Annotated in this window: 21 protein-coding genes and 1 tRNA gene; 6 read left to right on the plus strand and 16 right to left on the minus strand. The window is 71.6% G+C overall.

What is annotated here, in order from left to right:
- The first annotated feature begins 58 nt into the window (after positions 1-58).
- Entirely contained in the window at positions 59-3,469 is a 3,411-nt protein-coding gene (locus IE207_RS19335; protein WP_190185498.1) for a PAS domain-containing protein, read from the plus strand.
- A gap of 13 nt (positions 3,470-3,482) precedes the next feature.
- Positions 3,483-4,058 carry an antibiotic biosynthesis monooxygenase gene (locus IE207_RS19340; protein WP_190185499.1) on the plus strand — a complete coding sequence of 192 codons (576 nt, stop codon included), beginning with the start codon at positions 3,483-3,485 and terminating at the stop codon, positions 4,056-4,058.
- Between the two features lie 17 nt (positions 4,059-4,075).
- On the opposite strand, the gene IE207_RS19345 is transcribed toward IE207_RS19340, so the two are convergent.
- From IE207_RS19345 to IE207_RS19410, 14 genes are all read right to left on the minus strand, one after another.
- Positions 4,076-5,725, minus strand: a complete 1,650-nt coding sequence (locus tag IE207_RS19345) for a long-chain fatty acid--CoA ligase (RefSeq protein WP_190185500.1) — start codon at positions 5,723-5,725, stop codon at positions 4,076-4,078.
- A 180-nt stretch (positions 5,726-5,905) separates the two neighbouring features.
- The gene (locus IE207_RS19350; protein ID WP_190185501.1) at positions 5,906-6,439 is read right to left on the minus strand and encodes a SigE family RNA polymerase sigma factor; all 534 of its coding nucleotides are present in this window, start codon (positions 6,437-6,439) and stop codon (positions 5,906-5,908) included.
- Between the two features lie 135 nt (positions 6,440-6,574).
- On the minus strand, positions 6,575-7,741 hold the full coding sequence (locus IE207_RS19355; protein WP_190185502.1) for a lipid-transfer protein: 1,167 nt from the start codon (positions 7,739-7,741) through the stop codon (positions 6,575-6,577).
- Positions 7,738-8,136 (minus strand): MaoC family dehydratase, encoded by a 399-nt coding sequence (locus IE207_RS19360; protein WP_190185503.1) that lies wholly within the window; start codon positions 8,134-8,136, stop codon positions 7,738-7,740. Before IE207_RS19360 ends, IE207_RS19355 begins: the two co-directional genes overlap by 4 nt.
- On the minus strand, positions 8,123-9,208 hold the full coding sequence (locus IE207_RS19365; RefSeq protein WP_190185504.1) for an acyl-CoA dehydrogenase family protein: 1,086 nt from the start codon (positions 9,206-9,208) through the stop codon (positions 8,123-8,125). Before IE207_RS19365 ends, IE207_RS19360 begins: the two co-directional genes overlap by 14 nt.
- On the minus strand, positions 9,208-10,143 hold the full coding sequence (locus IE207_RS19370; protein ID WP_190185505.1) for a bifunctional MaoC family dehydratase N-terminal/OB-fold nucleic acid binding domain-containing protein: 936 nt from the start codon (positions 10,141-10,143) through the stop codon (positions 9,208-9,210). Before IE207_RS19370 ends, IE207_RS19365 begins: the two co-directional genes overlap by 1 nt.
- Complete coding sequence (locus IE207_RS19375; protein ID WP_190185506.1) at positions 10,140-11,300, minus strand: acyl-CoA dehydrogenase family protein; 1,161 nt, start codon at positions 11,298-11,300, stop codon at positions 10,140-10,142. The genes IE207_RS19370 and IE207_RS19375 overlap by 4 nt, the downstream gene beginning before the upstream one ends.
- A 712-nt stretch (positions 11,301-12,012) precedes the next feature.
- The gene (locus IE207_RS19380) at positions 12,013-12,435 is read right to left on the minus strand and encodes a DUF6344 domain-containing protein (protein ID WP_229873827.1); all 423 of its coding nucleotides are present in this window, start codon (positions 12,433-12,435) and stop codon (positions 12,013-12,015) included.
- A gap of 234 nt (positions 12,436-12,669) precedes the next feature.
- Positions 12,670-12,757, minus strand: a tRNA-Ser gene (locus IE207_RS19385).
- 45 nt (positions 12,758-12,802) lie between these two features.
- On the minus strand, positions 12,803-13,762 hold the full coding sequence (locus tag IE207_RS19390) for a trypsin-like serine peptidase (protein ID WP_190185507.1): 960 nt from the start codon (positions 13,760-13,762) through the stop codon (positions 12,803-12,805).
- 170 nt (positions 13,763-13,932) lie between these two features.
- A complete protein-coding gene (locus IE207_RS19395) occupies positions 13,933-14,970 on the minus strand; it encodes a YeiH family protein (protein WP_190185683.1) in 1,038 nt (345 codons plus the stop codon).
- A 32-nt stretch (positions 14,971-15,002) separates the two neighbouring features.
- Positions 15,003-15,557: a cysteine dioxygenase family protein gene (locus tag IE207_RS19400; protein ID WP_190185508.1), complete on the minus strand. Its 555-nt coding sequence runs from the start codon at positions 15,555-15,557 to the stop codon at positions 15,003-15,005.
- Positions 15,558-15,669: 112 nt separating this feature from the next.
- On the minus strand, positions 15,670-16,575 hold the full coding sequence (locus IE207_RS19405) for a LysR family transcriptional regulator (RefSeq protein WP_190185509.1): 906 nt from the start codon (positions 16,573-16,575) through the stop codon (positions 15,670-15,672).
- Positions 16,576-16,789: 214 nt separating this feature from the next.
- On the minus strand, positions 16,790-18,346 hold the full coding sequence (locus IE207_RS19410; protein ID WP_190185510.1) for a S1C family serine protease: 1,557 nt from the start codon (positions 18,344-18,346) through the stop codon (positions 16,790-16,792).
- Between the two features lie 204 nt (positions 18,347-18,550).
- Here IE207_RS19410 and IE207_RS19415 point away from each other — a divergent pair, with 204 nt between their 5' ends.
- From IE207_RS19415 to IE207_RS19425, 3 genes are all read left to right on the plus strand, one after another.
- A complete protein-coding gene (locus tag IE207_RS19415; protein ID WP_190185511.1) occupies positions 18,551-19,381 on the plus strand; it encodes a glycerophosphodiester phosphodiesterase in 831 nt (276 codons plus the stop codon).
- A gap of 85 nt (positions 19,382-19,466) precedes the next feature.
- Entirely contained in the window at positions 19,467-20,069 is a 603-nt protein-coding gene (locus IE207_RS19420) for an ATP-binding protein (protein WP_190185512.1), read from the plus strand.
- A gap of 132 nt (positions 20,070-20,201) precedes the next feature.
- The gene (locus IE207_RS19425) at positions 20,202-21,176 is read left to right on the plus strand and encodes a DUF5926 family protein (RefSeq protein ID WP_190185513.1); all 975 of its coding nucleotides are present in this window, start codon (positions 20,202-20,204) and stop codon (positions 21,174-21,176) included.
- Positions 21,177-21,359: 183 nt separating this feature from the next.
- On the opposite strand, the gene IE207_RS19430 is transcribed toward IE207_RS19425, so the two are convergent.
- Positions 21,360-21,920 (minus strand): hypothetical protein, encoded by a 561-nt coding sequence (locus tag IE207_RS19430; protein WP_190185514.1) that lies wholly within the window; start codon positions 21,918-21,920, stop codon positions 21,360-21,362.
- A gap of 108 nt (positions 21,921-22,028) precedes the next feature.
- Positions 22,029-22,745 carry a bifunctional DNA primase/polymerase gene (locus IE207_RS19435; protein ID WP_190185515.1) on the minus strand — a complete coding sequence of 239 codons (717 nt, stop codon included), beginning with the start codon at positions 22,743-22,745 and terminating at the stop codon, positions 22,029-22,031.
- 405 nt (positions 22,746-23,150) lie between these two features.
- Between IE207_RS19435 and IE207_RS19440 the strand changes: the two genes are divergently transcribed.
- Positions 23,151-24,716 carry a PP2C family protein-serine/threonine phosphatase gene (locus IE207_RS19440; protein WP_190185516.1) on the plus strand — a complete coding sequence of 522 codons (1,566 nt, stop codon included), beginning with the start codon at positions 23,151-23,153 and terminating at the stop codon, positions 24,714-24,716.
- The last annotated feature ends 68 nt before the right edge of the window (positions 24,717-24,784 follow it).

The raw sequence follows: 24,784 nt of genomic DNA on the forward strand, positions 1-24,784 counted from the left end.
GTGCCCTTAGACTCCTCCCGTGACATGCCGGTAGTCGTGGTCAGGGAGGAAGCTCGTCGTGAGCAGCAGGCCATCCCGAGGCGCTGCTCGCCTCGCAGCAATACTCGACGCGCTTCCTGACGCGCTGTTGCTCGTCAACGCCAACGGCACCGTGGTGAACGCCAATTCGATCGCCCTCGAAATCATGGAGAGTCCCGGCACCGGCCTCGTCGGCCGCGGAGTGCTGGACCTCCTGCCCGAGTTCGACTCGAAGCTCATCCCCGGCTCGATGCGCCGTCCCGGGGACGACGAAGAAGGCCGGGCGAAGCCCAAGAGGATGACGGCCCGGCGGACCGACGGGAGCGAGTTCCCCGTCGAGGTCACCGCAGCCCACCTCGACGGCCGCGACGCCTACCGCGAGCCGCAGCCCGCGTACACCGGCGACGAACTGCTGATGCTCGTCGTACGGGACCTCTCCCAGACCGTGGACACCGAGGCCGAGCTCGCCCGCTCCCAGCGGCAGACCGAGATGATCCTGCGCGCCGCCGCGGAAGGCGTGGTGGGCACGGACACCGACGGCCGGGTCGTACTCGTCAACCCGGCCGCCGCGCAGATCCTCGGCTACCGGGCCACCGATCTCGGGAACCGCGAGCTGCACGGGCTGATCCAGCACTCGCGCGCGGACGGTTCGCCGTTCCCCTTCGAGGAATCCCCGCTCGCCGACACCCTGCGCAGCGGCCGCAAGCACCGGGTGCGCAGCCAGGTGCTGTGGAACAAGGCCGGGCAGCCGGTCTCCGTCGACCTGACCACCTCGCCCGTACGGGACGGTGAGCTGCTCGTCGGGGCCGTCATGACCTTCACCGACCGGCGCCCCTACGACGCCCTCGCCGCGCGGCACGCGCAGTTGCTGGCGGTCCTCGGCGAGTCGCTGCGCGGGCCGCTGGAGGAACTGCGCGGTGAGCTGGCGACGCTGGCCGCCGATGACGCGGGCCAGCTGTGGCCCGAGGCGAACCAGCTGCTGCACCACCTGGCGGCCGGCTACTCGCGGATGACCACGCTCGTGGACAACGTGCTGGGCTACCAGCGGCTGGACGCGGGCAGCGACAAGCTCGCCAAGGAAAAGACGCTGATCAACAAGGTCGTCGCGGCCGGTGTCGACGGCGCGGTGGAGCTGATCGGGCCGGGCCGGGTGCAGTTCGCCGTGCACGCACCGACGATCGAGGCCGAGGTGGACGGGGAGCGGATCGCGACCGCGCTCGCGCACCTGGTCGCCGACGTCGCCGGGGTGGACGCCACCGGCAAGACCCGTCAGGGCAGCGGTTACAGCGACTCGACGATCGTCGTGGCCGCCGCGCAGCGCGGTGACGTCGTACGGATCGAGGTGCGCGGGCCGTACGAAGGCGGCAACCCGGTGCACGAGCCGATCGTGCGGGGCGTCGTCGCCGCGCACGGCGGTGTCCTGCAGACCGTCGACGTGCCCGGGGCGCCGGGCGGTGCGTACGTACTGGAGCTGCCGCTGGGTGCGGGAGCCGGGACGGTGACGCTGCCCGAGCCCGAGCCGGAGCCGGAGCCGGTGGAGCCCCCGGCTGCCGGGGCCGGTGCGAAGCCGGACGCCAAGGACGGCGCCGGTGCCAGGGCAGAGTCCGGGGGCCGGCGGGCCAGGCGCGGGGTGGACGCGTTCCTGGACGACTCCGCCGATGAGACGAAGGTGCCCCGGGAGGGCGGCGGTGCGCTCGCGCTGTCCTCGGGGCGGCGCCGCGCGGACGGCACGCTCGACGGCGCCGGGGCGGGCGGCCCCGAGCTGGCGCAGTCCCCGGTGAACCCGGCCGGGCTGGGTACCGGGCGCCGGCGTGGCCGCGACGGCGACGGCAGTGCGGAGGGCAACGGCGGCCCGGACGCTTCCCGGCGCCCCGGCGGACCGCAGCCCGTGCCTCCGCAGCCGGTTCCCTCTCAGCCCGTCGCCCCTCACCCCGCGCCGCAGCAGCCCGTGCCCCCGCAGGGGACCGGGATGCCTGCGCTGCCGCCCGTGCCCGCGGTGCCGCCCGTGCCGTTGACCCAGCATCCGGCGGGACGCCGCCGCGCGTTGGGCCCGGCTGCGCCGGCCGCACCCGCGGCGGGTCCGTTCGCGCAGCCGGGCGGTCCCGTTCCGGCGGCCGGGCTCGCAGCTCCCGTTCCCCAGCGCCCCATCGCCCCGGAAGGCGGCTTCGCGCTGCCCGCCGGACCGACGCCCGCCCAGGCCGCCGGTGCGGTACCCGCGCCGGCCGAGGCCGATCCGGAGGCCCCGGGTGGCCGCCGTGGGCGTCGGGTGCTCGGCGCCCCCGTGGCCGACGCCCCCGAAGCCGCCCCCGCGGCTGCCCCGGAGGCGCCCGGGCCGGTACCGCCGACCGGTCGGCGTCGGGCCCTGCCCGAGGTTCCCGCCTGGCCGGTGCCCGCGGCCCGTACCGCCACCGAGGACGGCGAGCCCGCGGCGGCCCCCGGTGCGGGCCCCGCTCCCGTACCCGGTGCGAGGCAGCCGCAGGACGCTCCGGGTGAGGCCTCGCAGCCGATCAGCGTGCGCGCTCTGGGCACGCTGGGCCAGGGCATCTCGGTCGAGGCGGGCGGCTCCGGCCGTCGCCGCCGGCTGTCCGAGCCCGCACCGCAGGGCCGCGCCTTCGCCATAGGGGCGCCCGAGGCGGGCTCCGACGAGGGGCCCGAGCCGCTCGACGGGCCCGGTGGCGCGGTCGAGGTGGTCAACCGTCCCGTACCGCTGCCCGTGGACGACGAACTTCCGCCGGAGCCGCTGGACAACCCGCGCCGGCTGCTGGTGTGGCCCGCGCCCGACGCCCAGACCCAGCAGGCGCTGAGCGACCGCGGGTACCGTCCGGTGATCGTGCACTCCCGCGAGGAGGTGGACGCACAGATCGCCGCGTTCCCCGCGGCCTTGTTCGTGGACCCGCTGACCGGGCCCATCACCCGCACCGCCCTCCAGTCGCTGCGTCAGGCCGCGGTGGCCGCGGAAGTACCCGTCCTGGTGACGGCCGGACTGGGGCACGCCACGCGCGAAGCCGCGTACGGCGCCGACCCGGCCGTCCTGCTCAAGGCGCTCGCACCGCGCGACAGCGAGCAGCACCCCTCGCGGGTCCTGTTGATCGAGGAGCACGACGAGATCGCCACCGCGCTGACCGCCGCCCTGGAACGGCGCGGCATGCAGGTCGCGCGGGCGGGCGCCGACACCGACGCCGTGGAACTGGCCACCCGAATGCGGCCCAACCTCGTCGTCATGGACCTGATGCAGGTGCGCCGCCGACGGGCCGGGATCGTGGACTGGCTGCGCGCCAACGGGCAGCTGAACCGCACCCCGCTCGTCGTCTACACGGCCACCGGGATCGACCCGGCCGAACTGCCGCGCCTGGCCTCCGGCGAGAGCGTGCTGTTCCTCGCCGAGCGGGCCACGACCGCCGACGTCCAGGGCCGCATCGTGGACCTGCTGGCCAAGATCGGCACCAACTAGTCATCCTGGCCCGATGGCCATCACCGACACGACCGAACACAGCGTTCCCGCCGACAACGGGGAGGTGAGCCTCCTCATAGCCCGGCAGGTCGAGCCGGGCCACGAGGAGGACTTCGAGGCCTGGGCGCGCGGGATCCTGGAGACCGCAGCGGGCTTCCCCGACCACCTCGGATACGGGCTCTTCCGGCCGGCCGCGGAGGGTGCCCCGTGGTTCCTGGTGCACCGCTTCCGCAACCAGGCGGCCTTCGAGGCCTGGCAGCAGTCCGCGGAGCGTGCCGCGTTCTTCGCCAACTGCCAAGGTCACCACCACCACGAGATAGCGCGGCGCGAACTGCACGGTATGGAGACGTGGTTCGCCAAGCCGGGCACGACCCGGCCCGCGCCCCCTCGCTGGAAGATGGTGATCAGCTCGGGGCTGGCCATCTTCCCGATCTCGCTGCTCGGCAACGCGGTGCTCGGTCCGTACCTGGTGGACCTGCCGTTCGTGCTGCGGACAGCGGCTTTCACAGTGGTCTTCAGCACCCTGATGACCTACGTGGCCATGCCCGCCGTCAGCAAGCTGCTGCGGCCATGGCTCACGCGTGGTTGAGGCTTCCGGGCCGCCGGTCAGGCCAGCCTCGTCACGTCCAGCACGCCGTCCGCGTACTGCCTGCGGATCACCTTCTTGTCGAACTTGCCGACGCTCGTCTTCGGCACGGCCTCGATGAACGTCCAGCGCTCGGGCAGCTGCCACTTGGCGATCGACTGTCCGAGGAAGGTGCGCAGACCCGTGTAGTCCACGGTCGCACCGTCCTTGAGCACGACGGTCGCCAGCGGACGCTCGCCCCATTTGTCGTCGGGTACGGCGACCACCGCCGCCTCGGCCACCTCCGGGTGCGCCATCAACGCGTTCTCCAGCTCCACGCTGGAGATCCACTCGCCGCCCGACTTGATGACGTCCTTGGCCCTGTCGGTCAGCGTCAGATAGCCGTCGGCGCTGATCACGCCCACGTCGCCGGTCTTGAGCCAGCCGTCCGCGCTGAATTTGTCCGCGGGGCGCAGGGGTTCGCCGGATGCGCCGCCGTAGTAGGCGCCCGCGATCCACGTGCCGCGTACCTCCAGCTCGCCCGCCGACTCGCCGTCCCACGGCAGACGGTCACCGCCGGGGCCGATCAGGCGTGCCTCGACACCCGCGGGGAAGCGGCCCTGGGTGATCCGGTACGGCCACTCCTCCTCGGCGCTCAGGCCGGCCGGCGGGTGCGCCATCGTGCCGAGCGGGGAGGTCTCGGTCATGCCCCAGGCGTGACACAGGCGCACGCCCAGCTTCTCGTACGCCTCCATCAGGGACGGCGGGCAGGCGGCGCCTCCGATGGTGACCTGCTTCATCGAGGTCAGGTCGCGGGGGCGCGCGGTGACCTCGGCGAGCAGCCCCTGCCAGATGGTGGGGACGGCCGCGGCGTGCGTCGGCTTCTCCCGCTCGATCATCTCCGCGAGCGGGGCGGGCTGCAGGAAGCGGTCCGGCATCAGCAGGTTGATGCCGGTCATGAAGGTGGCGTGGGGCAGGCCCCAGGCGTTCACGTGGAACTGGGGGACCACGACGAGGGAGGTGTCCCGGTCCGTCAGACCCATCGACTCGGCCATGTTGACCTGCATGGAGTGCAGGTAGATGGACCGGTGGGAGTAGATGACGCCCTTGGGGTCCCCCGTGGTGCCCGAGGTGTAGCACATGGCCGCGGCCTGGCGCTCGTCCAGCTCGGGCCAGTCGTAGTGGTCGGAGCGTCCGGCCAGGAGTGCCTCGTAGTCGTGCACGCGCACGTCGAGGCCGTCGAGCACGGAACGGTCACCGGCACCGGAGACGACCACGTGCTCGACGGTGGGCAGCTGCGGCAGCAGCGGCGCGAGGAGCGGCAGGAGGGTGCCATTGACGAGCACGACCCGGTCCGCGGCGTGGTTGACGATGAAGACCAGCTGCTCGGGGGGGAGCCGCAGGTTGAGCGTGTGCAGGACGGCGCCCATGGAGGGGATCGCGAAGTACGCCTCCACGTGCTCGGCGTTGTTCCACATCAGCGTGGCCAGAACACTTCCGGGCTCGACACCCAGTTCATCGCGCAGGGCGTTGGCGAGCTGTGCGGCGCGGTCGCCGATCTCGGCGAACGTCCGGCGGTGGGGCTCTGCCTCACCGGTCCATGTCGTCACGGTCGAGCGACCGTGGACCTTCCGGCCATGCTCCAGAATCCGGCTGATGTTGAGCTGTACATCCTGCATGGTGCTGAGCACTGGCGTCCTCCCGGTGGGCGCTATCGCTCCGTCGCGACATTGCAAGGATTCTGCGCACGTACCACGCGGTATGTCACTACCCGGAGGTAGAAACCGCGTACGTGATCCCTCACGTTTCACGTGAAACATCCGGTACCGCGATGTTTCACGTGAAACGCCGGGACTGGTCCGGGTGGCGGATCAGCGGACCGGGGCGAGTTCCGGGTCCTCGCGGAGCTTTCCGAGGGCGCGGGAGACGGCGCTCTTGACCGTGCCGACGGAGACTCCGAGCAGCTCGGCGGTCTGCGCCTCGCTGAGGTCTTCGTAGTAGCGCAACACCACCATCGCCCGCTGCCGGTCCGGCAGCCGGGTCACGGCACGCCACATCGCGTCGCGCAGGGCCTGCGCCTCCGCGGCGTCCATGGACGGCTCCTGCTCGGCCTCCGGGATCTCCTCGCAGCAGAATTCCTCGACCTTGCGCTTGCGCCACTGGGAGGTGCGGGTGTTGACCAGGGCCCGCCTGACGTATCCGTCCAGCGCCCGGTGGTCCTCGATGCGGTCCCAGGCGGCGTAGGTCTTGGCGAGGGCCGTCTGCAGCAGGTCCTCGGCGTCGCAGGGGTTGGCGGTGAGCGAGCGCGCGGTGCGCATCAGGGTCGTGCCGCGGGTCCTGACGTACGCCGAGAACGACGGGTACGACGTCGGGTTCGAGGCGAGCGTGCAGACAGGCGTGGTCATGCCTCAACGCTAGGAGCGCGGGGCGGCCCTGGGATCGGCCGCAGGTGCCGAAGCGGGATCCGTCTCAGGTTGTAGGGCCGGGCCCGGCCGCACCACCTGTAGGTGGAGGGACGGTGTCCGCACCCGGCTCCCGGGTCAGGCGTCGGCGCTGAGCATCAGGCCGGATGTGGGTACGCCCGTACCGGCCGTGACCAGGCTGTGGACGGCGCCCGCGACTTGGTTGACGGAGGTACCGCGCAGTTGCCGGACAGCCTCGGCAATACCGTTCATGCCGTGCAGGTACGCCTCCCCGAGCTGGCCGCCGTGGGTGTTGAGAGGGAGCGCGTCGGCGGCCACGAAGTCAGCGGCCTCCCCGGGTCCGCAGAAGCCGAACTCCTCCAGCTGCATGAGGACGAACGGGGTGAAGTGGTCGTAGAGGATGCCGACGTCGATGTCCGAGGGCCGCAGTCCGCTGGTCCGCCACAGCTGACGTGCGACGACGTCCATTTCGGGCAGCCCCGTCAGGTCGTCCCGGTAGAAGGAGGTCATGGCCTCCTGGCGGCGGCCGGCTCCCTGGGCCGCCGCGGTGATCACGGCGGGCGCCTGCCGCAGGGTGCGGGCCCGCTCGGTGCTGGTGACGATCAGGGCCTGACCGCCGTCGGTCTCCTGGCAGCAGTCCAGAAGACGCAAAGGCTCCACGATCCAGCGCGATGCGGCGTGGTCGGCGAGGGTGATCGGTTTGCCGTGGAAGTAGGCGGCGGGGTTGTTCGCCGCGTGCTTGCGGCCGGTGACCGCGACGTGCCCGAAGGCCTCGGGAGTCAGGTGGTAGGCGTGCAGATAGCGCTGGGCTGCCATGGCGACCCAGGACGCCGGGGTGAGCAGGCCCCATGGCAGTGACCAGCCGAGGGCCGCGCCTTCCGCGGAAGGTTCGCGTTGCTGGACCCCGGACCCGAAGCGGCGCCCGGAGCGCTCGTTGAAGGCGCGGTAGCAGACCACCACCTCGGCGACCCCTGTGGCGATGGCCAGGGCGGCCTGCTGGACGGTGGCACAGGCCGCGCCGCCGCCGTAGTGGATCCGGGAGAAGAAGGAGAGCTCCCCGATTCCGGCCGCCTGGGCGACGGTGATCTCGGGGCTGGTGTCCATCGTGAAGGTGACCATGCCGTCGACGTCGGCGGGGGTCAGCCCGGCGTCGTCGAGGGCTGCATGGACGGCTTCGACGGCGAGCTTGAGCTCGCTGCGGCCGGAATCCTTGGAGAACTCGGTCGCGCCGATGCCGACGATGGCGGCCCGGCCGCCCAGTTCGTCCCGGGTACGGACGCTCACTCTCCCGCCTCCCGCGCATCCAGGGACACCGTGACGGTGCCGGTGACGTGGTACCCGATGCCGTTGGCGCCGACCACCCCGATCTCGGCGGTGTCCCCGTCGAGGGCGGTGACGGTCCCGGTGAGGACCATGGTGTCGCCGGGGTAGTTGGGAGCGCCGAGGCGGATGGCCACCTTGCGCAGGGTGGCGGTGGGGCCGAGGTGGTCGGTGATGTACCGGCCGACCAGGCCATTCGTGGTCAGGATGTTCATGAAGATGTCCGGGGAGCCCTTCTCGCGTGCGAGCTCGGCGTCGTGGTGCACGTCCTGGTAGTCCCGGGAGGCGATGGCGCCCGCGACGATGAGCGTGCGGGTGACCGGGATCTCCAGCTGCGGCAGTGCGTCACCGACCCTCACGATGCCTCCCGTTGGTCGATGTCACGCCTGCCCGCGCCTGCGCTGGGCTCTCGGCCAGGAGCGTGCCCAGCTCCGCCAGCAGCTCGCTGCCGCAGCCGAGGTAGGCGTCCAGCTGGCGCCCCCAGAGGAAGTGGCGGTGGACGGGGTGGTCCAGGTCGGCGCCCAAGCCGCCGTGCAGGTGCTGGCCGGCGTGCACGACCCGCTTGCCCGCCTCCGAGGCCCACCAGGCCGCCGTCAGCGCGTGCTCGCCCGCGGGAAGGCCCTCGTCGATGCGCCAGGCCGCCTCGTACGAGGTGACCCGGATCGCCTCCGTGTCCATGTGGGCGTCGGCGGCGCGGAGCATGACGGCCTGGTTCGTGGAGAGGGGCCGGCCGAACTGTTCGCGGGCGGAGGTGTACTCGACGGCGCGGGCCAGCGAGCCCGCGCAAACGCCCGCCTGGAGGCCGGCGAAAGCGGTACGGGCAACGGCGAGGACGTCCTCGTATGCCTGCGGGCCCCGCCCGAGCCGTTCGCCCCGCGCGCCGGTCAGCGTCAGCCGGCCTGCCGCCCACGGCGCGGTGGTCTCCACCGCCGAGGTCTCGACACGGGGCAGGTCGGTCCGTACGAGCCACAGGGATCGGTCCGCGTCCGGCACCAGGACATGCGTCGCGCCGCGCAGCCAGGGCACGACGGGGGCGGTTCCCGTGAGCCGCCCGTCCGGTGCGGCGGTGATCCTGCCCCGGACGGGGAAGGCACCCGTGGCCACCGCCTCGCCCGCCCCGAGGGCCGGCAGCAGCCGGGCGCGCTGGTCCGCACTGCCGTGCCGGATCAGGGGGAGGATCCCGTAGGCGCAGGTCGCGGCGTACGGCACCTGGGCGGTCGTACGGCCCTGTTCTTCCAGCAGGAGCACCAGGCCGAGCAGGCCGACGTCCTCGACGGCGGTGGTCAGCCCGGCGCTCGTCAGGGCTTTCCACAGTTCGGCGTCGCTGCCGCTACCGGCGGCCGCGAGGCGCTCGTGGGTGGCGAGGTCGCGGAAGATGCGGGCGGCGAGGCCGGCCGCGGCGGTCTGCTCCTCGGTGGGCCGGAAGTCCATCAGCCTTCGCTCCCTCGGAAGACGGGCAGTTCCAGGTCCTCGTCCACGCGCAGGAACTCCAGCCGGACGGGCAGGCCGATGCGCACCTTGTCGTAGGGGACACCGGTGATGTTGCTGATGATCCGGACTCCTTCGGCGAGTTCCACGAGTGCGACCGCGTAAGGAGGGTCGAACGCCGGAAAGGGCGGGTGGTGCATGACGACGTAGCTGAACACCGTGCCGGCTCCGCTCGCCTCGACGGTGTCCCAGTCGGGACCGGCGCAGGCGTGACATCCGGGGAGCCAGGGGAAGCGGAGGGTGGCGCAGGCGGTGCAGCGCTGGATCAGGAGCTTGTGTTCGCGCACCCCGTCCCAGAAGCCCTGGTTGTCGCGGTTGATCACGGGCCTCGGGCGGCGCGTCGCGGGTGGTCGTTTCTGCGCGGCCCGCTGGGCGGGCGCGAACTTGAGGATCCGGAAGCGGTGGGTACCGGCGGGCTCCCCGTTGGCGTGTACGTCCATCCGGGTCGTCACGAAGTGGCCGGTACCCAGCTTGGTCGTCTTGCGCGGTGAGACCGACTCGATCACGGCGTCGAAGGTGACGGCGTCGCCGGGGCGCAACGGGCGGAGGTACTCCTGCTCGCAGTCGGTGGCGACCACCGAGGTGCATCCCGCGCCGTCCAGGAGCGCTAACAGTTCGTCATAGGCGTAGGAGCGGTCGCCGTGGCCGGAGAGGCCGCCCATCGTCCAGGCTTGCAGCATGGTGGGCGGGGCGATGGCGTCGGGACCGGTGTAGGCGGGGTTGGTGTCGCCCATCGCCTCGCACCAGTGCCGGATCATCGGTTCGTTCACGAGGTCCTTGGCGCGACCTCCGGAGGCGGCGGGGCGCCCTTCGAAGTCTTTCAGCAGCGCGTGGAAGCGGGCCGCCTCATCGGCGTCCCCGGCCGGGTCCGCGCTCATCGCTTCCTCCCCTTCATGCCGAGCCGCATCATGGCGACGATCTCCCGCTGGACCTCGCTGACCCCGCCACCGAAGGTGTTGATCTGGGCGGCCCGGTTCATCCGCTCCAGTTCACCCCCTGCGAAGCCCGCGGGCCCGCGTACGAGGGCTTCCTCGCCCACCGCCTCCTGGCACATCCGGTACACCTCGACGGTGGACTCGGTACCCAGGAACTTGACGCCGCTCGCGTCTCCCGGGGCGAGGGTGCCGTCGGCGACGTCCTGGACGAGGCGCCAGTTGAGGAGGCGTAGGGCGGCCAGCCGCGCATGGGCCTCGGCCAGGCGCGACCGTACCCAGGCCTCGTCCGCCGGGCGCTCGCCGGTGACGGGGTCCGGGGTCCGGGCGTGGGCCAGGGCGCGCTCGTAGAAGTCCTCGGCCTGCATGCCGATGGCTGCAAGGGCCACGCGCTCGTGGTTGAGCTGGTTGGTGATCAGCCCCCAGCCGCCGTGTTCGGGTCCGACGAGGTGGTCGGCGGGCACGCGGACGGAGTCGTAGTAGGTGGCCGTGGTGGTGAGTCCGCCGACCGTCTCGATCGGGGTCCAGCCGAAGCCCGGGGCGTCGGTGGGGACGAGGATGATCGAGATCCCCTTGTGTTTGGGGGCCTGCGGATCGGTGCGGCAGGCGAGCCAGATCCAGTCGGCGTTCTGGGCGTTGGAGGTGAAGATCTTCTGCCCGTCGATCAGCCAGTCCCCTTCGGGACCGCCCTGGCGCACGGCCCTGGTGCGCAGCGAGGCGAGGTCGGTGCCGGCCTCCGGCTCCGAGTAGCCGATGGCGAAGACCAGCTCGCCCTTGAGGATGCCCGGGAGGAACCTGTCCTTCTGCGCCTGCGTCCCGTACCTCATCAGGGTCGGCCCGACGGTGTTGAGGGTCACCATGGAGACGGGGGCGCCGGCCCGGTAGGCCTCGTCGAAGAAGACGAACTGCTCGTCGGCGCCGCGCCCTTGGCCGCCGTATTCGACGGGCCAGCCGAGACCGAGCAGCCCGTCTTCACCGATGCGCCGCAGCACTGCCCGCTGGGCGGCGGGGTCTTCGGGCGGTCCGTCAGGAAGGAGCTGGCGGAAGTACTCCCGCAGTTCGCAGCGGAGCCTCAAATGGCTTCCGGTCGGGGCGAGGTGCACGCGCGGGCCTCCCGGCTTCACATCGACGAGTAGACCTGACTGTCCGTCAGATTTCAGGTCGGTGTCAAGGTGGCCGACGAGCGGCCCGGTGAACGGCGCCAACGAACGGGAGCACCCGCGCTACCGGACCCCAGCCGGTCCGGTGGCACGGACGCCCTCGGCGATCAGACCCGATCAGGTGGGGTAACCGCCACGGCAGGAAGTTCACCGCCACGTTGGCGTTGTGCTGCCGGATCGCGGTCCAGGCCGAGCTGTCGACCTTCGCGGTGTTGTTCTGCTTGGACGCGCCGGCACCCGTGGCGACCTGCTGCGAGGTGGAGGAGTTGCCGTGGTGTTGCCACCCGCACCGCTGCCGATGACGCTGGCGACGCTCACATTCGATCCGTCGTCGCAACATCGGGTAGACCTGATTCACGCCCCCACGGCCCCAGGGCGGCACCCTTGCGCCGGGCGCCGCTCCCGCCCCAGGCGAGAAGAATCGTTTCGTCAATCAGCTCGGTCCGGACATGCAAAAGGGGCCGCGCCATCCGGGAATCCCGCTATCTCCCGGCTCTGCGACCCTGCGATGCCACACTTCGCGGACCCCGTGCGCCCCGGCGCCGCCGGGGCTTAATCCACCGCGCCCCGCTGCCGGGGTGCCTTGGGCGCGATCCGCGGCCGCGACCGGCCGGGCTCCAGCACCCGCTGCTCCGCTTCGACCCGCACGCCCGTCCTACGCGGCGAGCCCCAGTTGCCGGACGGCGACCGGGCCGCACCCACCGGCGGCGACGGCGGAGATCTGCCGGGCGGGACCGCTGACGGCGGGGAGCGCGGTCGGCTGCCCGGCGACTCCACCGAGCCCACCCGCCGCGAGGGCCGTGGTCGAACGGCGGACGGAAGGGGTCTTGCCGTGCGCCTCGGCGCGGATCCGCTGCTTGATCGTGGGCGGGAGGGACCCTCCGCGCATCATCGCCCGCCACGTCCGCCGCGCCATCATCGCCGGCCGGCGCCGGACCGCCGACGGAACCGCGGGGGTGGCCAGGGCGGCGGGGACGGCGGCGGGGGCCTTCACGTCGAAGCCGAGAGCGGCGAGGAGTGCGGCTACCGCGGTGAGGACGGCGGTCCAGAACGACGTGACGGTGCTGCGGAGAGCCATGACGGGTCCCTCATTTCGCGATGTTCCGAAGGGCGGATCTGAATACATTCGTCATGATGGTTCCGCAACCGCACGAACCCCACCACGCACGCCGATCTTCCGACAAACACCACTCAAAGGGACCAATAGCCCTCAGGATCGGCGTCACCTGCGACGCCCCGACCCCACCCCGCCCACGACGAAGGGGCACCCCGGACCGGGGTGCCCCTTCCGATCAGCGCATTGGCCGACCTGTGGCGGTGGGTGTGGGATTTGAACCCACGGTGACTCGCGCCACGACGGTTTTCAAGACCGTTCCCTTAGGCCGCTCGGGCAACCCACCTGGCCGGTACAGAGTACCGGGCGGTGGGGGTGGCTGGGGGCCGGCTCAGGCGGACTGGGCCTGGTCGTAGGCCGCCTTGGCTTCGTTGCCGAAGTACGGCCCGAACATCGTGTTCGGCAGGAAGTTGTAGCCGAAGCTGTTGACCGAGACCTGGGTGCCGAGGCCGGTGGCCTCGTTGAAGTCCTGGAGCCAGGGGCCGCCGCTGGAGCCGCCCGTCATGTTGCAGGCCACGCTGTGGTCCTTGGTCAGCAGGAAGTCCTTGCCGCTGTTGGCGCTGCAGTAGATCAGCTTGGTGCCGTCGTACGGCGCGGCCGCCGGGAAGCCGAAGGAGTACATCTTCTTGTTGTAACCACCGTTGAACTGGATGCCCTGGGCGCCGACGACCTGGCTGAGATTGCGGCCGTTCAGGGGCGCCACGACGGCGAGCCCGACGTCCATGTTCATGTCCTCGCTCGCCGCCCACTGCGTGGTCGCGAAAGTCTTGGTCGCCGACCACTGACCGTACGGCGCGTTGCCGTTCTCGTACGCCGGAACGAAGATCCAGTTGGTGTGCCAGGCGCCCTGGTACTTCACGCAGTGCCCGGCCGTGATGACCGTGCTGCCGTTGGCGCTGGTGATGGAGTCGCCGGAGCAGGAAGCGGTCCGGCCGTTGAAGGTGAAGAACACCCGGCCCGAGGTCTTCACTATCGCGCCGCCGCCCGTCCAGGCGCCGCCCGCCTGCGGGAACGAGGCGGGGGAGGCCGCGGGCGTCGGCGGGACAGAGGTGGGGCGACTCACGTGCGAGGCCGGGCTTCGGGTCCCGGTTCCCGGCGCCGCCGTGACGTCGAGCGGGGTGGCCGCCCGCATGCGCTCGGCGGTCCAGAAGTCCGGCGTCTGCTGCTGCCGGAAGGAGGACGGGGACGAAGGCGCCTCCACGGCGGCCGAGGGTGTGGCGGCCGTCAGGGCGCCGGCGAGCAGGGCGGCCGCCGCGAGGAGAACGGATGCGGCCGGGCGGTGTCGATTCACGCAGGACTCCTTCTGCCGTGCCCGGTCCGGCAAGAACCGGGCAGGGTGGGGGTGAAGAGTGGTCGGTGCGGATCGGGTGCAGGGTGGCACGGCCGGGATGAGATGTCAGGCCACAGTGACCGTTCGGTCGGTTCCGGCCAGGAAATGGCCAACTCCCCTCTGCGGCACCGTCATACGGTGAGCAGCACGCCCCCGTAGGAGACGCCGGCGACCACCACCCAGGCACCGAGGCCCAGCACCGCCGCCCGGCCCCCGGTCCGGGCCAGGGTGGGCAGGTGGACCGCGGTGCCCAGGCCGAACAGGGCTGCGGCCAACAGCGCCTCCTGGGCGGTGTGCGCCCAGTCGAGCGCCACATCGGGCAGTACGCCGGTGGCCCGCACGGCGGCCGCCAGCAGGAAGCCGGCCACGAAGAGGGGCACGGGGGCGGGCCGTCGTCCCGAGGGCGTGCGCACTCCCCGCCGCCCGGCACGTACGGAGAACGCCACTGCCGCTACGAGCGGGGCCAGCAGCGCGACGCGCATGAGCTTGACCAGTACCGCCTCGCCGAGCGCGCCGGGCCCGGCGGTCTGCGCGGTCGCCACCACCTGGCCGACATCGTGGACGCTCGCACCCACCCATCGCCCGAATTCCAGGTCGGAGAGGCTTAATGGCCCTTGGAGCAGCGGGAGTACAGCGATGGCCAATGTTCCACACAGGGTGACCAGCGCAACGGAGGAGGCCACGTCTTCCTCGTCGCTGCCGGACACCTCGCTCACCGCGCCGATCGCCGAGGCCCCGCAGATCGAGTACCCGGTGGCGATCAGCAACGGCTGGTCGCCCGGCAGCCCCAGGCGCCGGCCCAGCCAGAGGGTGCCGAAGAAGGTGGCCGCGACCACCCCGCTCACCATCGCCACCGTCGACCAGCCCAGGCGGAGCACCTGGTCCAAGCCCAGGCCCAGCCCGAGCAGGACGATGCCGATCCGCATCAGCCTCCGTCCCGCCAGGGACAGTCCCTGGCGCCCGGGACCACGTACGACGGCCCGGGTCACCGGGAGGTGCGCAACGGAGATCCCCAGCACCACCGACGCGGTCAGCATCGGCACGGCCGGCACCACCGTGTGCACGCACCAACCGAGGAAGGCGCCGGAGCCGGCGAGTGCCAGTCCGGGCCAAGAGGAGGGGGCAGAGGGAGATGTTTCACGTGAAACATGGCGTAGCCGGTCCCACATCGGGCGGTGGATGGGCCGGTTCAGCAGGGCCATCAGCCGGCCGGGATCGTGTAGACACGGCGGACGCTGCTGCCCAGGCGGGCGACGTCGGCTCCGTAGACGTGGATGGATATGGCCGTCGCGCGACAAGAGTTGCGGACCTTGTGGATGTCGCCGGGCGGGGCGAAACCGCAGACGTCACCGGGTCCGTTGACCACCTCCTCGGTGGGTACCAGCCGCGCGCCCGCCGTCGCGGTGGCCGGGGCCAGCCGATAGCGGAGCTCGCTCTCGGCTCCTTCGTAGACGCCCGCCACACACCACGCCACGTGATCGTGGATAGCGGTCTCCTGACCCGGTAACCACACCAGCGCCACCACCGAGAAGCTGCCGTCCGGCTCGGAGTGCAGCACGTGCTGCCGGTACCGGTCCGCGTGCCCCTCACGCTGCTCATGGGTGAGCAGACCGGCCTCGCGCAGGTACGGGGCGAGCCGCTCACCGACGAGGTGGGCGGTCAGCTCGGGGACGAGCCCACGCTCCACGACTGCGCGGATCTCACTGACGAGGGCGGCCATGCCCGTGGTCGTACGGGCCGGTGTGGTGGTGGTCATACAGGGAGCGTCCGGCAGCCCACCCATCACGTCCAACGACAGTTCCGACCCGAAATCCCAAGCTGCGCTTATGGGTTGGCCGGCCGCCGCCGGCCGCCGCCGGGCGTCGCAGTCAGCAGCCGATGCGGTTCTCCGCCACCCGTTTCAGCTCGTCCAGGACCACCGAAGTGGCGGGGATCCGCAGGTGGTCCCGGTATACGTACGCGGCGATGTGGCGGCGCGCGGCCGGCTGGAGCGGACGGCCGCAGACCCGGGTCAGCGAGAGCGAGGGAAGCACCAGGGCGGGCATCATCGCCACGCCCAGGCCCTGCGCGACGAGGCTCTGCACCACGAGGTTGTCGTCGGTCGCGAACCGGATGTCCGGGACGAAGCCGAGCTCCGCGCACTCGTGCAGCAGGTTGGCCCGGCAGCGGGGGCACCCCGCGATCCACCGTTCCTCGGAGAGATCGGCCAGCTGGACGGCCCGGCGCCGGGCCAGTGGGTGCCCGGTCGGCAGGAGCACCGTCAGCTGGTCCTCCAGTAGCTTGACCTCGGCGACCTCCTCCGGAATCTCCTCGTGCAGCCCGGGATAGGTGAAGGCCAGGGTGATGTCGCACTCCCCGCGCTGGAGCCGGCGCAAGGACTCCGGCGGTTCATCCTCCAACAGCTCGACCTGGACGCCCGGATGCTCCTTCGCCAATCCGCTGAGCGCCTCGGGGACGAGGGTGACATTGGCGCTGGGGAAGCCACAGACCCGTACGCGTCCGGTGCGCAGCCGCGCATACGCCTTGAGCTGCGCTTCGGCCGCCGAGAGACTGCCGAGGATGTATTCGGCGTGCCGGGCCAGGGACTTACCGGCCTCGGTGAGCTGCATCGTCCGGCCGACCCGGGTGAAGAGCGGGGTACCCACGGCGCGTTCCAGCGCCTTCATCTGCTGGGTGATCGCGGGCTGGGTGTAACCCAGAACGCGCGCTGCCGCCGAGTAGGACCCGGAGGCGACTACTTCGTGGAATGTCCGTATGTGCCGAGAATCGAACACGAAGGAAGCATAAGCGGACGTTGGGAGGGGCCGTAGGCAGAATCCCGCCCACGGCCCCTCTCCATCAAGCCATCGCCCAGCGTGTGTCGAGCGGCCACCCGTGCTGCGAACGCGTGAGGGGCGCTGCGACCCGGCGTCACGGGCGCTGAGGCCTCGGCGTCACGGGCGCTGAGGCCCCGGCGTCAGGGTCGCCGAGTCCCCACGTCAGGGCCCGTCAGGGCTTGTCGCCCACCCGCGAGCCGAGCGTGATGTCCACCGTGTTCGGCTTGCCGTCGCGAAGGTAGGTGAGCTTCACCGTGTCGCCCGGCTTGTACGTCCAGATCTCGCTGATCAGCGTCGGGCCGCTGTCGATCGGCTTGCCGCCGAACTGGGTGATGATGTCGCCGGGCTTGAGGCCCGCCTTGCCCGCCGGGCCGTTCGGGTCGACCAGCTCGTTGGCGGAGGCGCCCTGCTCGGAGATCTTGGCCCCTTCGACCTTGGCCTGGAGGTCCACCGAGACCGAGATGATCGGGTAGACCGGCTTGCCCGTCTTGATCAGCGACTGGGCGACGTTCTTCGCCTGGTTGATCGGGATGGCGAAGCCGAGGCCGATCGAACCGGCCTGCCCGCCGCCGAACCCGCTGTTTCCGGCGGACTGGATCGCCGAGTTGATGCCGATGACCGCGCCGCGACCGTCGAGGAGCGGGCCGCCGGAGTTGCCCGGGTTGATGGAGGCGTCGGTCTGGAGCGCGCTCATGTACGAGTTCTTGCCCCCCGAGCCGTCACCGGAGGCCACCGGGCGGTTCTTGGCGCTGATGATGCCGGTGGTGACGGTGTTGGACAGGCCGAAGGGCGCGCCGATCGCGATCGACGAATCGCCGACCGCGACCTTGTCGGAGTCGCCGAGCGGAAGCGGCTTGAGTCCGGCCGGCGCGTTCTTGAGCTTGATCACGGCAACGTCGTAGCCCTGCGCCCGGCCGACCACCTCGGCGTCGTACTTCTTGCCGTTGGAGAAGGTCGCGGTGAGCTTGCCGCCGTTGGCGGCGGAGGCGACGACGTGGTTGTTGGTGAGGATGTGGCCCTCTTCGTCGTAGACGAACCCGGTGCCGGTGCCGCCTTCGCCGTCTCCGGCAGAGGCCTCGATGGTGACCACGCTGGGGAGCGCGCCCGCCGCCAGTCCCGCGACCGAGCCGGGTTCGCGCTTGAGGTCCTTGGGGGTGCTGGCGGTGATCGTGGTCGAGCCGGCTCCGTCGTTGCCGCGCTCCGCCGCCCAGTAGCCGACGCCACCGCCGACGCCACCGGCGAGGAGGGCCGCGACGAGCACGCCGGCGACCAGGCCGCCCCTGCCCTTGGGCTTGGGGGCCGGGGCACCGTGGGCGGTCAGCGGGGTTCCCCAGGCGCCACCGCCGTGGCCGCCGTCCGCGCCGTACGCCGGGACGGTGGGGGGCGGCGGGGGCCAGCCCTCCGCGCCGTGCGCCGCCGGGGCGGGTGCCTGCCCGTAGGGCGCCTGCCCCTGCTGGGCCTGCCCGTACGCGTCCTGCGCCCCCGGGGGCGTCTGACCGTAGGCCGCAGCAGCGGGCGGCGCGGCGGGGGCCGCTGCCGGGATCGGCTGGGTCGGCGCGGTACCGGTCGGCTGCGCCGGAGGGTGCACCGGGGGCGCGTCGGCATGTGCCACGCCGGACTCTGTGGCCGACGCGGTCTCGGGGGTGGTGGAAGGGGCCACGGGCACAGGAGGTGCGGACGGGACCGCGGGGGGCGTCGGGGCCGCGGTGCCCTCGTTCTCGGTGCTCACAGCGCTCTCTCCTCGTTCACACACACGGCTACTGGTGCTGGACATCTGGTGGTACCGGTCCGCCTGAACGTTCGACGTGCCGCACAAGTTCCAGTACAGAGCCTTTCCCATGACCCGTCAGAGCACTGTAAGCCGGACCTGTGCATCTTCCACTATTCTTTATATCCGACATTTCACATGCATCGACAGGACTCACCCCGACGCATGAGGCCTCCGCGGTGGCACCATGACCCGGTGACCCACGCAACGCCGCGCCCCATCCAGGTCGTCGCCCACCGCGGCGCCTCGGAGGATGCCCCCGAGCACACCCTGGCCGCCTACCGGAAAGCCATCGAGGACGGCGCCGACGGCCTCGAATGCGATGTCCGGCTCACCGCCGACGGCCACCTCGTGCTCGTCCACGACCGTCGGGTCAACCGCACCTCCAACGGCCGGGGCGCCGTCTCCGCCCTGGAACTGGCCGACCTCGCCGCCCTCGACTTCGGATCCTGGAAGGACCGCGAGGAGGCACCCGACTGGGACGCCGACCCCGAGCGCACCTCCGTGCTGACCCTGGAACGGCTGCTGGAGCTGGTCTGCGATGCCGGCCGCCCGGTGCAGCTGGCGATCGAGACGAAACACCCCACCCGCTGGGCCGGACAGGTGGAAGAGCGCCTCCTCTTCCTCCTCAAGCGCTTCGGACTGGACGCCCCGGCCGCCGAGGGCCCCCACCCCGTCCGGGTCATGAGCTTCTCCCCCCGCTCCCTGCACCGGGTCCGGGCGGCCGCCCCGACGATCCCGACCGTCTACCTGATGCAGTTCATCTCACCGCGGATGCGGGACGGGCGGCTGCCGGCCGGTGTCAGCATCGCGGGACCGGGGCTGCGGATCGTGCGCAACCACCCCGGCTACATCCGCCGGCTTCAAGCCGCGGGACACCCCGTTCACGTGTGGACCGTAAACGAACCCGAGGACGTTCAGCTCTGCGCTGATTTGGACGTAGAAGCGATCATCACGAACAGACCCCGCCAGGTTCTGTCACAGCTGGGGCGCTGACGTCCCGTTTTGCACATCCGCTTCCCCCGGCCCCTCCGTAACAGGGTGTGCACCGGCGCATCCGCTCCGCATCTGTCCGTTGTGAATGCGTCAGAGGGCCCGGCCGCGGCGGTTTCCGGTCCAGGCCATTGGGGCATCCAGATCATGGCGTGGGGCTAAGGAGGTTCCGGGGGTGGCGTTGGTGATGGCACAGGAAGTGCCCACGTCGTCGTGCATGGGCGTACGCCATGGCCCTGCGGGCGTGGGCGAGGCGAGGCACCGGATGCGCCAGGAGCTGCGCATCTGCGGGGTGTCGGATTCGGTCGTGGACGACGCCGTACTGATCCTTTCCGAACTGCTCAGCAACGCCTGCCGACACGGCCGGCCACTGGGCGCGCGGGAAATCGGGGACGGGGAGATACGCGCCGCATGGGGCGTCGACAAGGCGGGACGGCTGACGGTCGAAGTCACGGACGGCGGCGGGCCCACCCGCCCGGTCCCGGCGACACCCTCGGTCACCGCACGGGGCGGTCGGGGGCTGAACATCATCAGCGCCCTGGCCCAGGACTGGGGTGTCCGGGACGGTGCGGCCGGTGAGGTCACCGTATGGGTGATCGTCGCTTGTGGGACCCGGCACGAGGATTTCGCTACGCGCGTTGCGTCCCCGGCGATCGATTTCAGTACGGCCTTCGACGACCTGGAGACCTGAGAGGGCAGCTGGCGGCCGTCCGGGAGCGCACGCCGACCGTGCTCCCGGCCGCACCCCACCGGTTCCGGCGGTACCAACGGCTAGGCTCGCGCCCAGAACCCGCCGTACCGCCGCAACCGGGAGACACCCACGATGGCAAAGAAGCGCCCCGCCGCGAAGACCGCGAAGCCGCAGCTCCACAACGGGGAGATCCCGGTGGTGGGTGCACGCGAGCCCTGCCCCTGCGGATCCGGGCGCCGCTACAAGGCCTGCCACGGCGCCGCCGCCGCGCACGCCGTGACCGAGCACGTGCAGCGCCCCTTCGAGGGCCTGCCGGGCGAGTGCGACTGGGTGGCGCTGCGCGAGCTCGTGCCCGCGGCCACCGTCCCCCTGACCCTCAAGGGCGGCCTGCCCGAAGGCGTCCCGTCCGTCACACTGGTCACCGTTCTGCCGATGGCATGGCCGGCCCTGCGCCGCGAGGACGGTTCCGTCCTCCTCGCCCTCCAGAACGACTCCACCACCGGGGACCTCGCCAGGGACATGGCAGACACCCTGGAGCGGGCATTGACCGCGGAGCCGGGCTCTCCTGTTCCGGCCCGCCGGGTTCCGGCCGAGGGCCCGCGACTTCAGGATCTCCTCGACGTCGACGGCGTTTTCGAGCCGGTTGTGCACAGTGGCTTCGAATTCTGGATTCCGGATGCGGAGAGCGCTCAGAACGCCTCCCCGGAGGTCGCCGCCTCGCTGGAACGCGCCAACGCCGCCGCCATCCCGACGGTCAAGCTGACCGGCGTCGACGCTGCCTACTGGTGCGAGACCCCCGAGAAGAACCACCTGCGGTGGGTCATGCCGCACCCCGAGGAGAAGCTGCTCGACGCCCTGGCGCGGCTGCACGCGGCCGGTACCTCCTCGCTCGGCGAGGGCACCAAGCTCGTCGGGTCCTTCCGCGCCCACGGCCTGATGGTTCCCGTATGGGATCTGCCCACCGGAGTCTCCGCCGACGACGTGGAGAAGCCCGCCGCGGAACTCGCGGAGCGCCTGGCCGCGGCCCTGGCGACGGACGCCCCGCTCACCCACGACGAGCGCCGGGCGCGCGGCGGGCTGACCAACCGTCAGGTGACGCTCAGCTGACCGCGCCGCTCCCCGGCGGGTGCGGTGACTGGGGTCACAACTCCCGCTAATCGCCTGCAAATCGGTGTCTGAATATCAGAGATCGAATTTGCGAACAGGCGATCTCTTGTTACCGTTCTTGTAGCCCGGTCGCTGGTGCATCCCCCGTCGCCAGCGACCGGGCCCTTCCATTTGCGGTGGTGCTCAACGACCGCCCGGTGCCGGTGGGTTGCTCCCGGACCGCAGTAGCAGTGCACCTTCATCATCCGGAACTGCAAACTCCGCTACGGCCGAGTAACCGTTCGCGGCGCCCGCCGAAGCGTCCCTCGGCGTCTCACACAGTCCCGGCTCGTCCCCGGCGCCCACCGCGCAGCGGATCTGCACCGTGCGCCCCGCCGGCCCCATCACGGTCAACACGGCTTCCAGCGGACGGCCGCTGGTGTTGCGGTAGTAGCTGCGGCCCCAGGTGTTCCCCTCGCTCGTCAGGACGCAGGTCTGGGCCTCCAGGCCGTGCGGCGAGGCGAGTTCGGGGCCACACCGCGAGTCCGTGCGGGGCTGCTCCGGCGGACCCGGCTGAGCCCGGTGGGTAGCGGCCCGCGCCTTGTCCGACGTACGGGAAGAGTCGGAAAGGCCGAGCGAGGAGAGCAACCCGCCCGCCTTTCCGTCGCCCTGACCGGCGAAATCCGGCCCGGCGATCGCTCCGGCAAGCGGAAGCGACAAGATGATGAGCACACCGGCACCGATACCGATCAGGCGGAGATTCATTCGCCGAAGATAGCGATGCGGGAATGGGGCACGGAGATCCCCGCGCCCAATTCCCCTGCAAACCGGCCCCGCCGACACCCGTAAGAGTGATCCGGCAGGCTTGCGGCATCAGTACGCGAGCCGGCTCCCGCCGCCCGGCGCCCCGCTGCTCGCCTCCACCAACGCGTGTACGAGTTCCTCGACCTCGGGCAGCCGGACGCCCTCCGGTCCGGCGGACGGCTCGCGCTCCCAGTGGACGTGCCCGCCACCGGACGCCGGGGAGGGCGGAAGCAGGAGGTAGCCCCCCTCGCCGTGGAAGCGCAGGGAGGAGGGCACGTGGTCCTTGGCGTAGAGGAGTTCGCCGAGCCGCTCCAGCGAATACGGCGCCACCAGAAGCGACCACCGGGTGGGCGTCGCGACGATGGGGCCCAGCCGCATGCCCTGCGCGTCCAGTCGTACGACGGCACGCGCCGCCGCCACGGCGGGGAGGCTGACCGCGCACGGCGCCGCGCCACCGGTGGCCATGAGGACCGGGGCGGCGGGCCGCCTGGCCCACCACCAGGCCACCATCCGGGGGTCGCTGGTCGCCGCGAGCAGGCCGGGGTCGAAGGGGTGCGCGCCGGGCACCACGCAGTCGGGGTCGGGACAGGCGCATCGGGCACTGTCGGAGCCGGCCCGGCCCACGCCGGGCAGTACGGGCCATTGCCATACGCTCGCGCAGGTCAGGGCCGCATCGAGCAGGGACGCGGCGTCGCCGTCCGGGTCGTGGGCGGCGGTAGAAGTCGAGAACCGGGATTTCAAGCGATCGCGGAGCCGCTGGAGACGCCTTCCGAGGATCTCGCGCATGAGCGCTCGTTCCTTTCCGTTGAACGCCGAGGGCCACATCACACCACGTAAGCGGTGTTACACCACACGTACACGTTTCGCGTCACTGTCCGCCGGAGCAGGTTCACACGGTTCGTGCAGTTTTCTTACGGGTCCATCCAACGTACGGCGGGGCCGAGCGCGACCCCCACCGTTACCGGGACCGGCTGCCGCCGCTTAGGACGACGGCACGCGCAGGGCGGTTCCCAGCGAGTGCCGGGAGGCGTCAAGTGACCCCGGGCATCACCGTTTACGTACCCGGACCCGCTGGGACGCCCGCTCAGTCGATCGCAAAAACCGTCCGCTTCCGGCTTTTTCCAGCCAAGTTTTACCCTTGGCCGGACAGTGAGTTGTGGTTCTGCGGACACCAGGATTCCCACCTGGGCAATGCTGGACATCGCTCCTCGTGTGCGTGTAGATGTGGATCCATTGATGGCGGCGCAGCACGATCTGGGGGTTTGCGATGCTATATGGCGAATCGCACCAGGTGGAAAGGCGGACGCCATGAGCGCCTCGCATCTGCCGAAAGTGGCTGGAATCGATCCGGCAGTTACCGCGTCACCGCAGACTGCCGCGCCCAACGCGGCTGCTCCCGCACGCTCCGCTGCCCCCGTCCCGACCGTGCCGCCCGCCGCGAGCACCGTCATCCAGGACCGGCTGGCGGGCATGGTCTCCGACCTGACCACCCTCCACGAGCTGACCGAACGCCTCGCCCGGGCCGTCGATCTCGACGCCTCCCTGCGTGAATTCGTGCGCGCCGGCGCGGCGCTCGTCGGTGCGCGCCGCGGCCTGGTCGTCCTGGAGCCGTCCGACGGGCTCGGTCCGAGCACCACCATCGGCCTCGGGCTCGGTCACGCGGACCTCGGTCACATCGAGACGGTGCCCCGCAGCGCCACCTCGTACGGCCGGATCCTCGACGGTCTCCCGGACGCGCAGGGGGGTGCGGAAGTGCTCCCGGAGCCCGGTGCCGCACCGGGGACGGGCGGGTTCGGCGTCCCCGTGGACCCCCGCCACCGCGAGGTCGCCGCCCGGCTGGGCTACGCCGCCAGCTACGCGCTCCCGCTGGCCGCGGAGGCCACCGGCCGGCTCGGCGCGGCCGTCTGGCTCTACGACGAGCAGGCCGAACCGAGCGAACGCCAGCGCGACCTGGCCGGGCTCTACGTCCGGCACGCCGCCGAGCACCTCGCGCGGATGATGGAAGTCGAGCGCTCCCGCTCCCGGCTGGCCACCGTCGCCGAGGAACTGCTGCCCAGCCGGCTGCCCCGGATCGCCGGAGTGCAGCTCGCGGCCCGGCACCACACCGGACCGCGCGGCGGCGGCGACTGGTACGACGCGCTGCCGCTGCCCGAGGGGGCCATGGGGCTGGCCGTCGGCTCCGTCAGCGGCTCGGGGCCGAGCGCGGTCGCGGCGATGGGGCGGATGCGCGCCTCGCTGCGCGCGTACGCGGTCATGGAGGGCGAGGACCCCGTGGCCGTCCTGTCCGACCTCGAACTGCTGCTGCGGCTGACCGAGCCCGCCCGCTCGGCGACCGCCCTGTTCGCCTACTGCGAGCCGGCCTCCCGCAAGATGATCGTGGCCGGGGCCGGCCACGCCCCGCCGCTGCTCATCAGCGAGCGGCGCACGGAGTACGTGGAGACCTCGCTGTCCGCGCCGCTGGGCATGCTGGCCTGCTGGGAGGCGCCGAGCGTGGAGATCGAACCCGCACCCGGAGAAACGGTGCTGCTGTACACCGACGGGCTGCTCCGGCGCACCGGCGACCCCATGGACCGGGCCTACGCGCGGCTGCACGCCGCGGCCGCGGGGGTTCCCCGCAGCGCCCGCGACGATCCGGCGGCCGTCTGCGACCACATCCTGCGCACGGTGTTCCCCCAGGCGGACGGTGAGGAAGGGGACGGCGGCGCCGGTGCGGACCCGGCCGAGGACATCGTCCTGCTCGCGGTCCGGTTTGACTGATTTGTCACATGAGCCGACGTGGGTCTTCCGCTCACCCATACGATGGACAAGGCCCACACCCGGTCCGT

The sequence above is a fragment of the Streptomyces cirratus genome (assembly GCF_014650775.1).
Classification (GTDB): Bacteria; Actinomycetota; Actinomycetes; order Streptomycetales; family Streptomycetaceae; genus Streptomyces; species Streptomyces cirratus.

Bases quoted from the DNA above. Each gene is read 5' to 3' on its own strand.
- IE207_RS19435 (WP_190185515.1), bottom strand. From the start codon at position 22,745: ATGCGCGAGATCCTCGGAAGGCGTCTCCAGCGGCTCCGCGATCGCTTG.
- IE207_RS19380 (WP_229873827.1), bottom strand. From the start codon at position 12,435: ATGGCTCTCCGCAGCACCGTCACGTCGTTCTGGACCGCCGTCCTCACC.
- IE207_RS19440 (WP_190185516.1), top strand. From the start codon at position 23,151: ATGCTGGACATCGCTCCTCGTGTGCGTGTAGATGTGGATCCATTGATG.
- IE207_RS19365 (WP_190185504.1), bottom strand. From the start codon at position 9,208: ATGGACTTCCGGCCCACCGAGGAGCAGACCGCCGCGGCCGGCCTCGCC.
- IE207_RS19430 (WP_190185514.1), bottom strand. From the start codon at position 21,920: ATGAATCTCCGCCTGATCGGTATCGGTGCCGGTGTGCTCATCATCTTG.
- IE207_RS19420 (WP_190185512.1), top strand. From the start codon at position 19,467: ATGCGTCAGAGGGCCCGGCCGCGGCGGTTTCCGGTCCAGGCCATTGGG.
- IE207_RS19340 (WP_190185499.1), top strand. From the start codon at position 3,483: ATGGCCATCACCGACACGACCGAACACAGCGTTCCCGCCGACAACGGG.
- IE207_RS19395 (WP_190185683.1), bottom strand. From the start codon at position 14,970: ATGTGGGACCGGCTACGCCATGTTTCACGTGAAACATCTCCCTCTGCC.
- IE207_RS19370 (WP_190185505.1), bottom strand. From the start codon at position 10,143: ATGAGCGCGGACCCGGCCGGGGACGCCGATGAGGCGGCCCGCTTCCAC.
- IE207_RS19400 (WP_190185508.1), bottom strand. From the start codon at position 15,557: ATGACCACCACCACACCGGCCCGTACGACCACGGGCATGGCCGCCCTC.
- IE207_RS19350 (WP_190185501.1), bottom strand. From the start codon at position 6,439: ATGACCACGCCTGTCTGCACGCTCGCCTCGAACCCGACGTCGTACCCG.
- IE207_RS19415 (WP_190185511.1), top strand. From the start codon at position 18,551: ATGAGGCCTCCGCGGTGGCACCATGACCCGGTGACCCACGCAACGCCG.
- IE207_RS19425 (WP_190185513.1), top strand. From the start codon at position 20,202: ATGGCAAAGAAGCGCCCCGCCGCGAAGACCGCGAAGCCGCAGCTCCAC.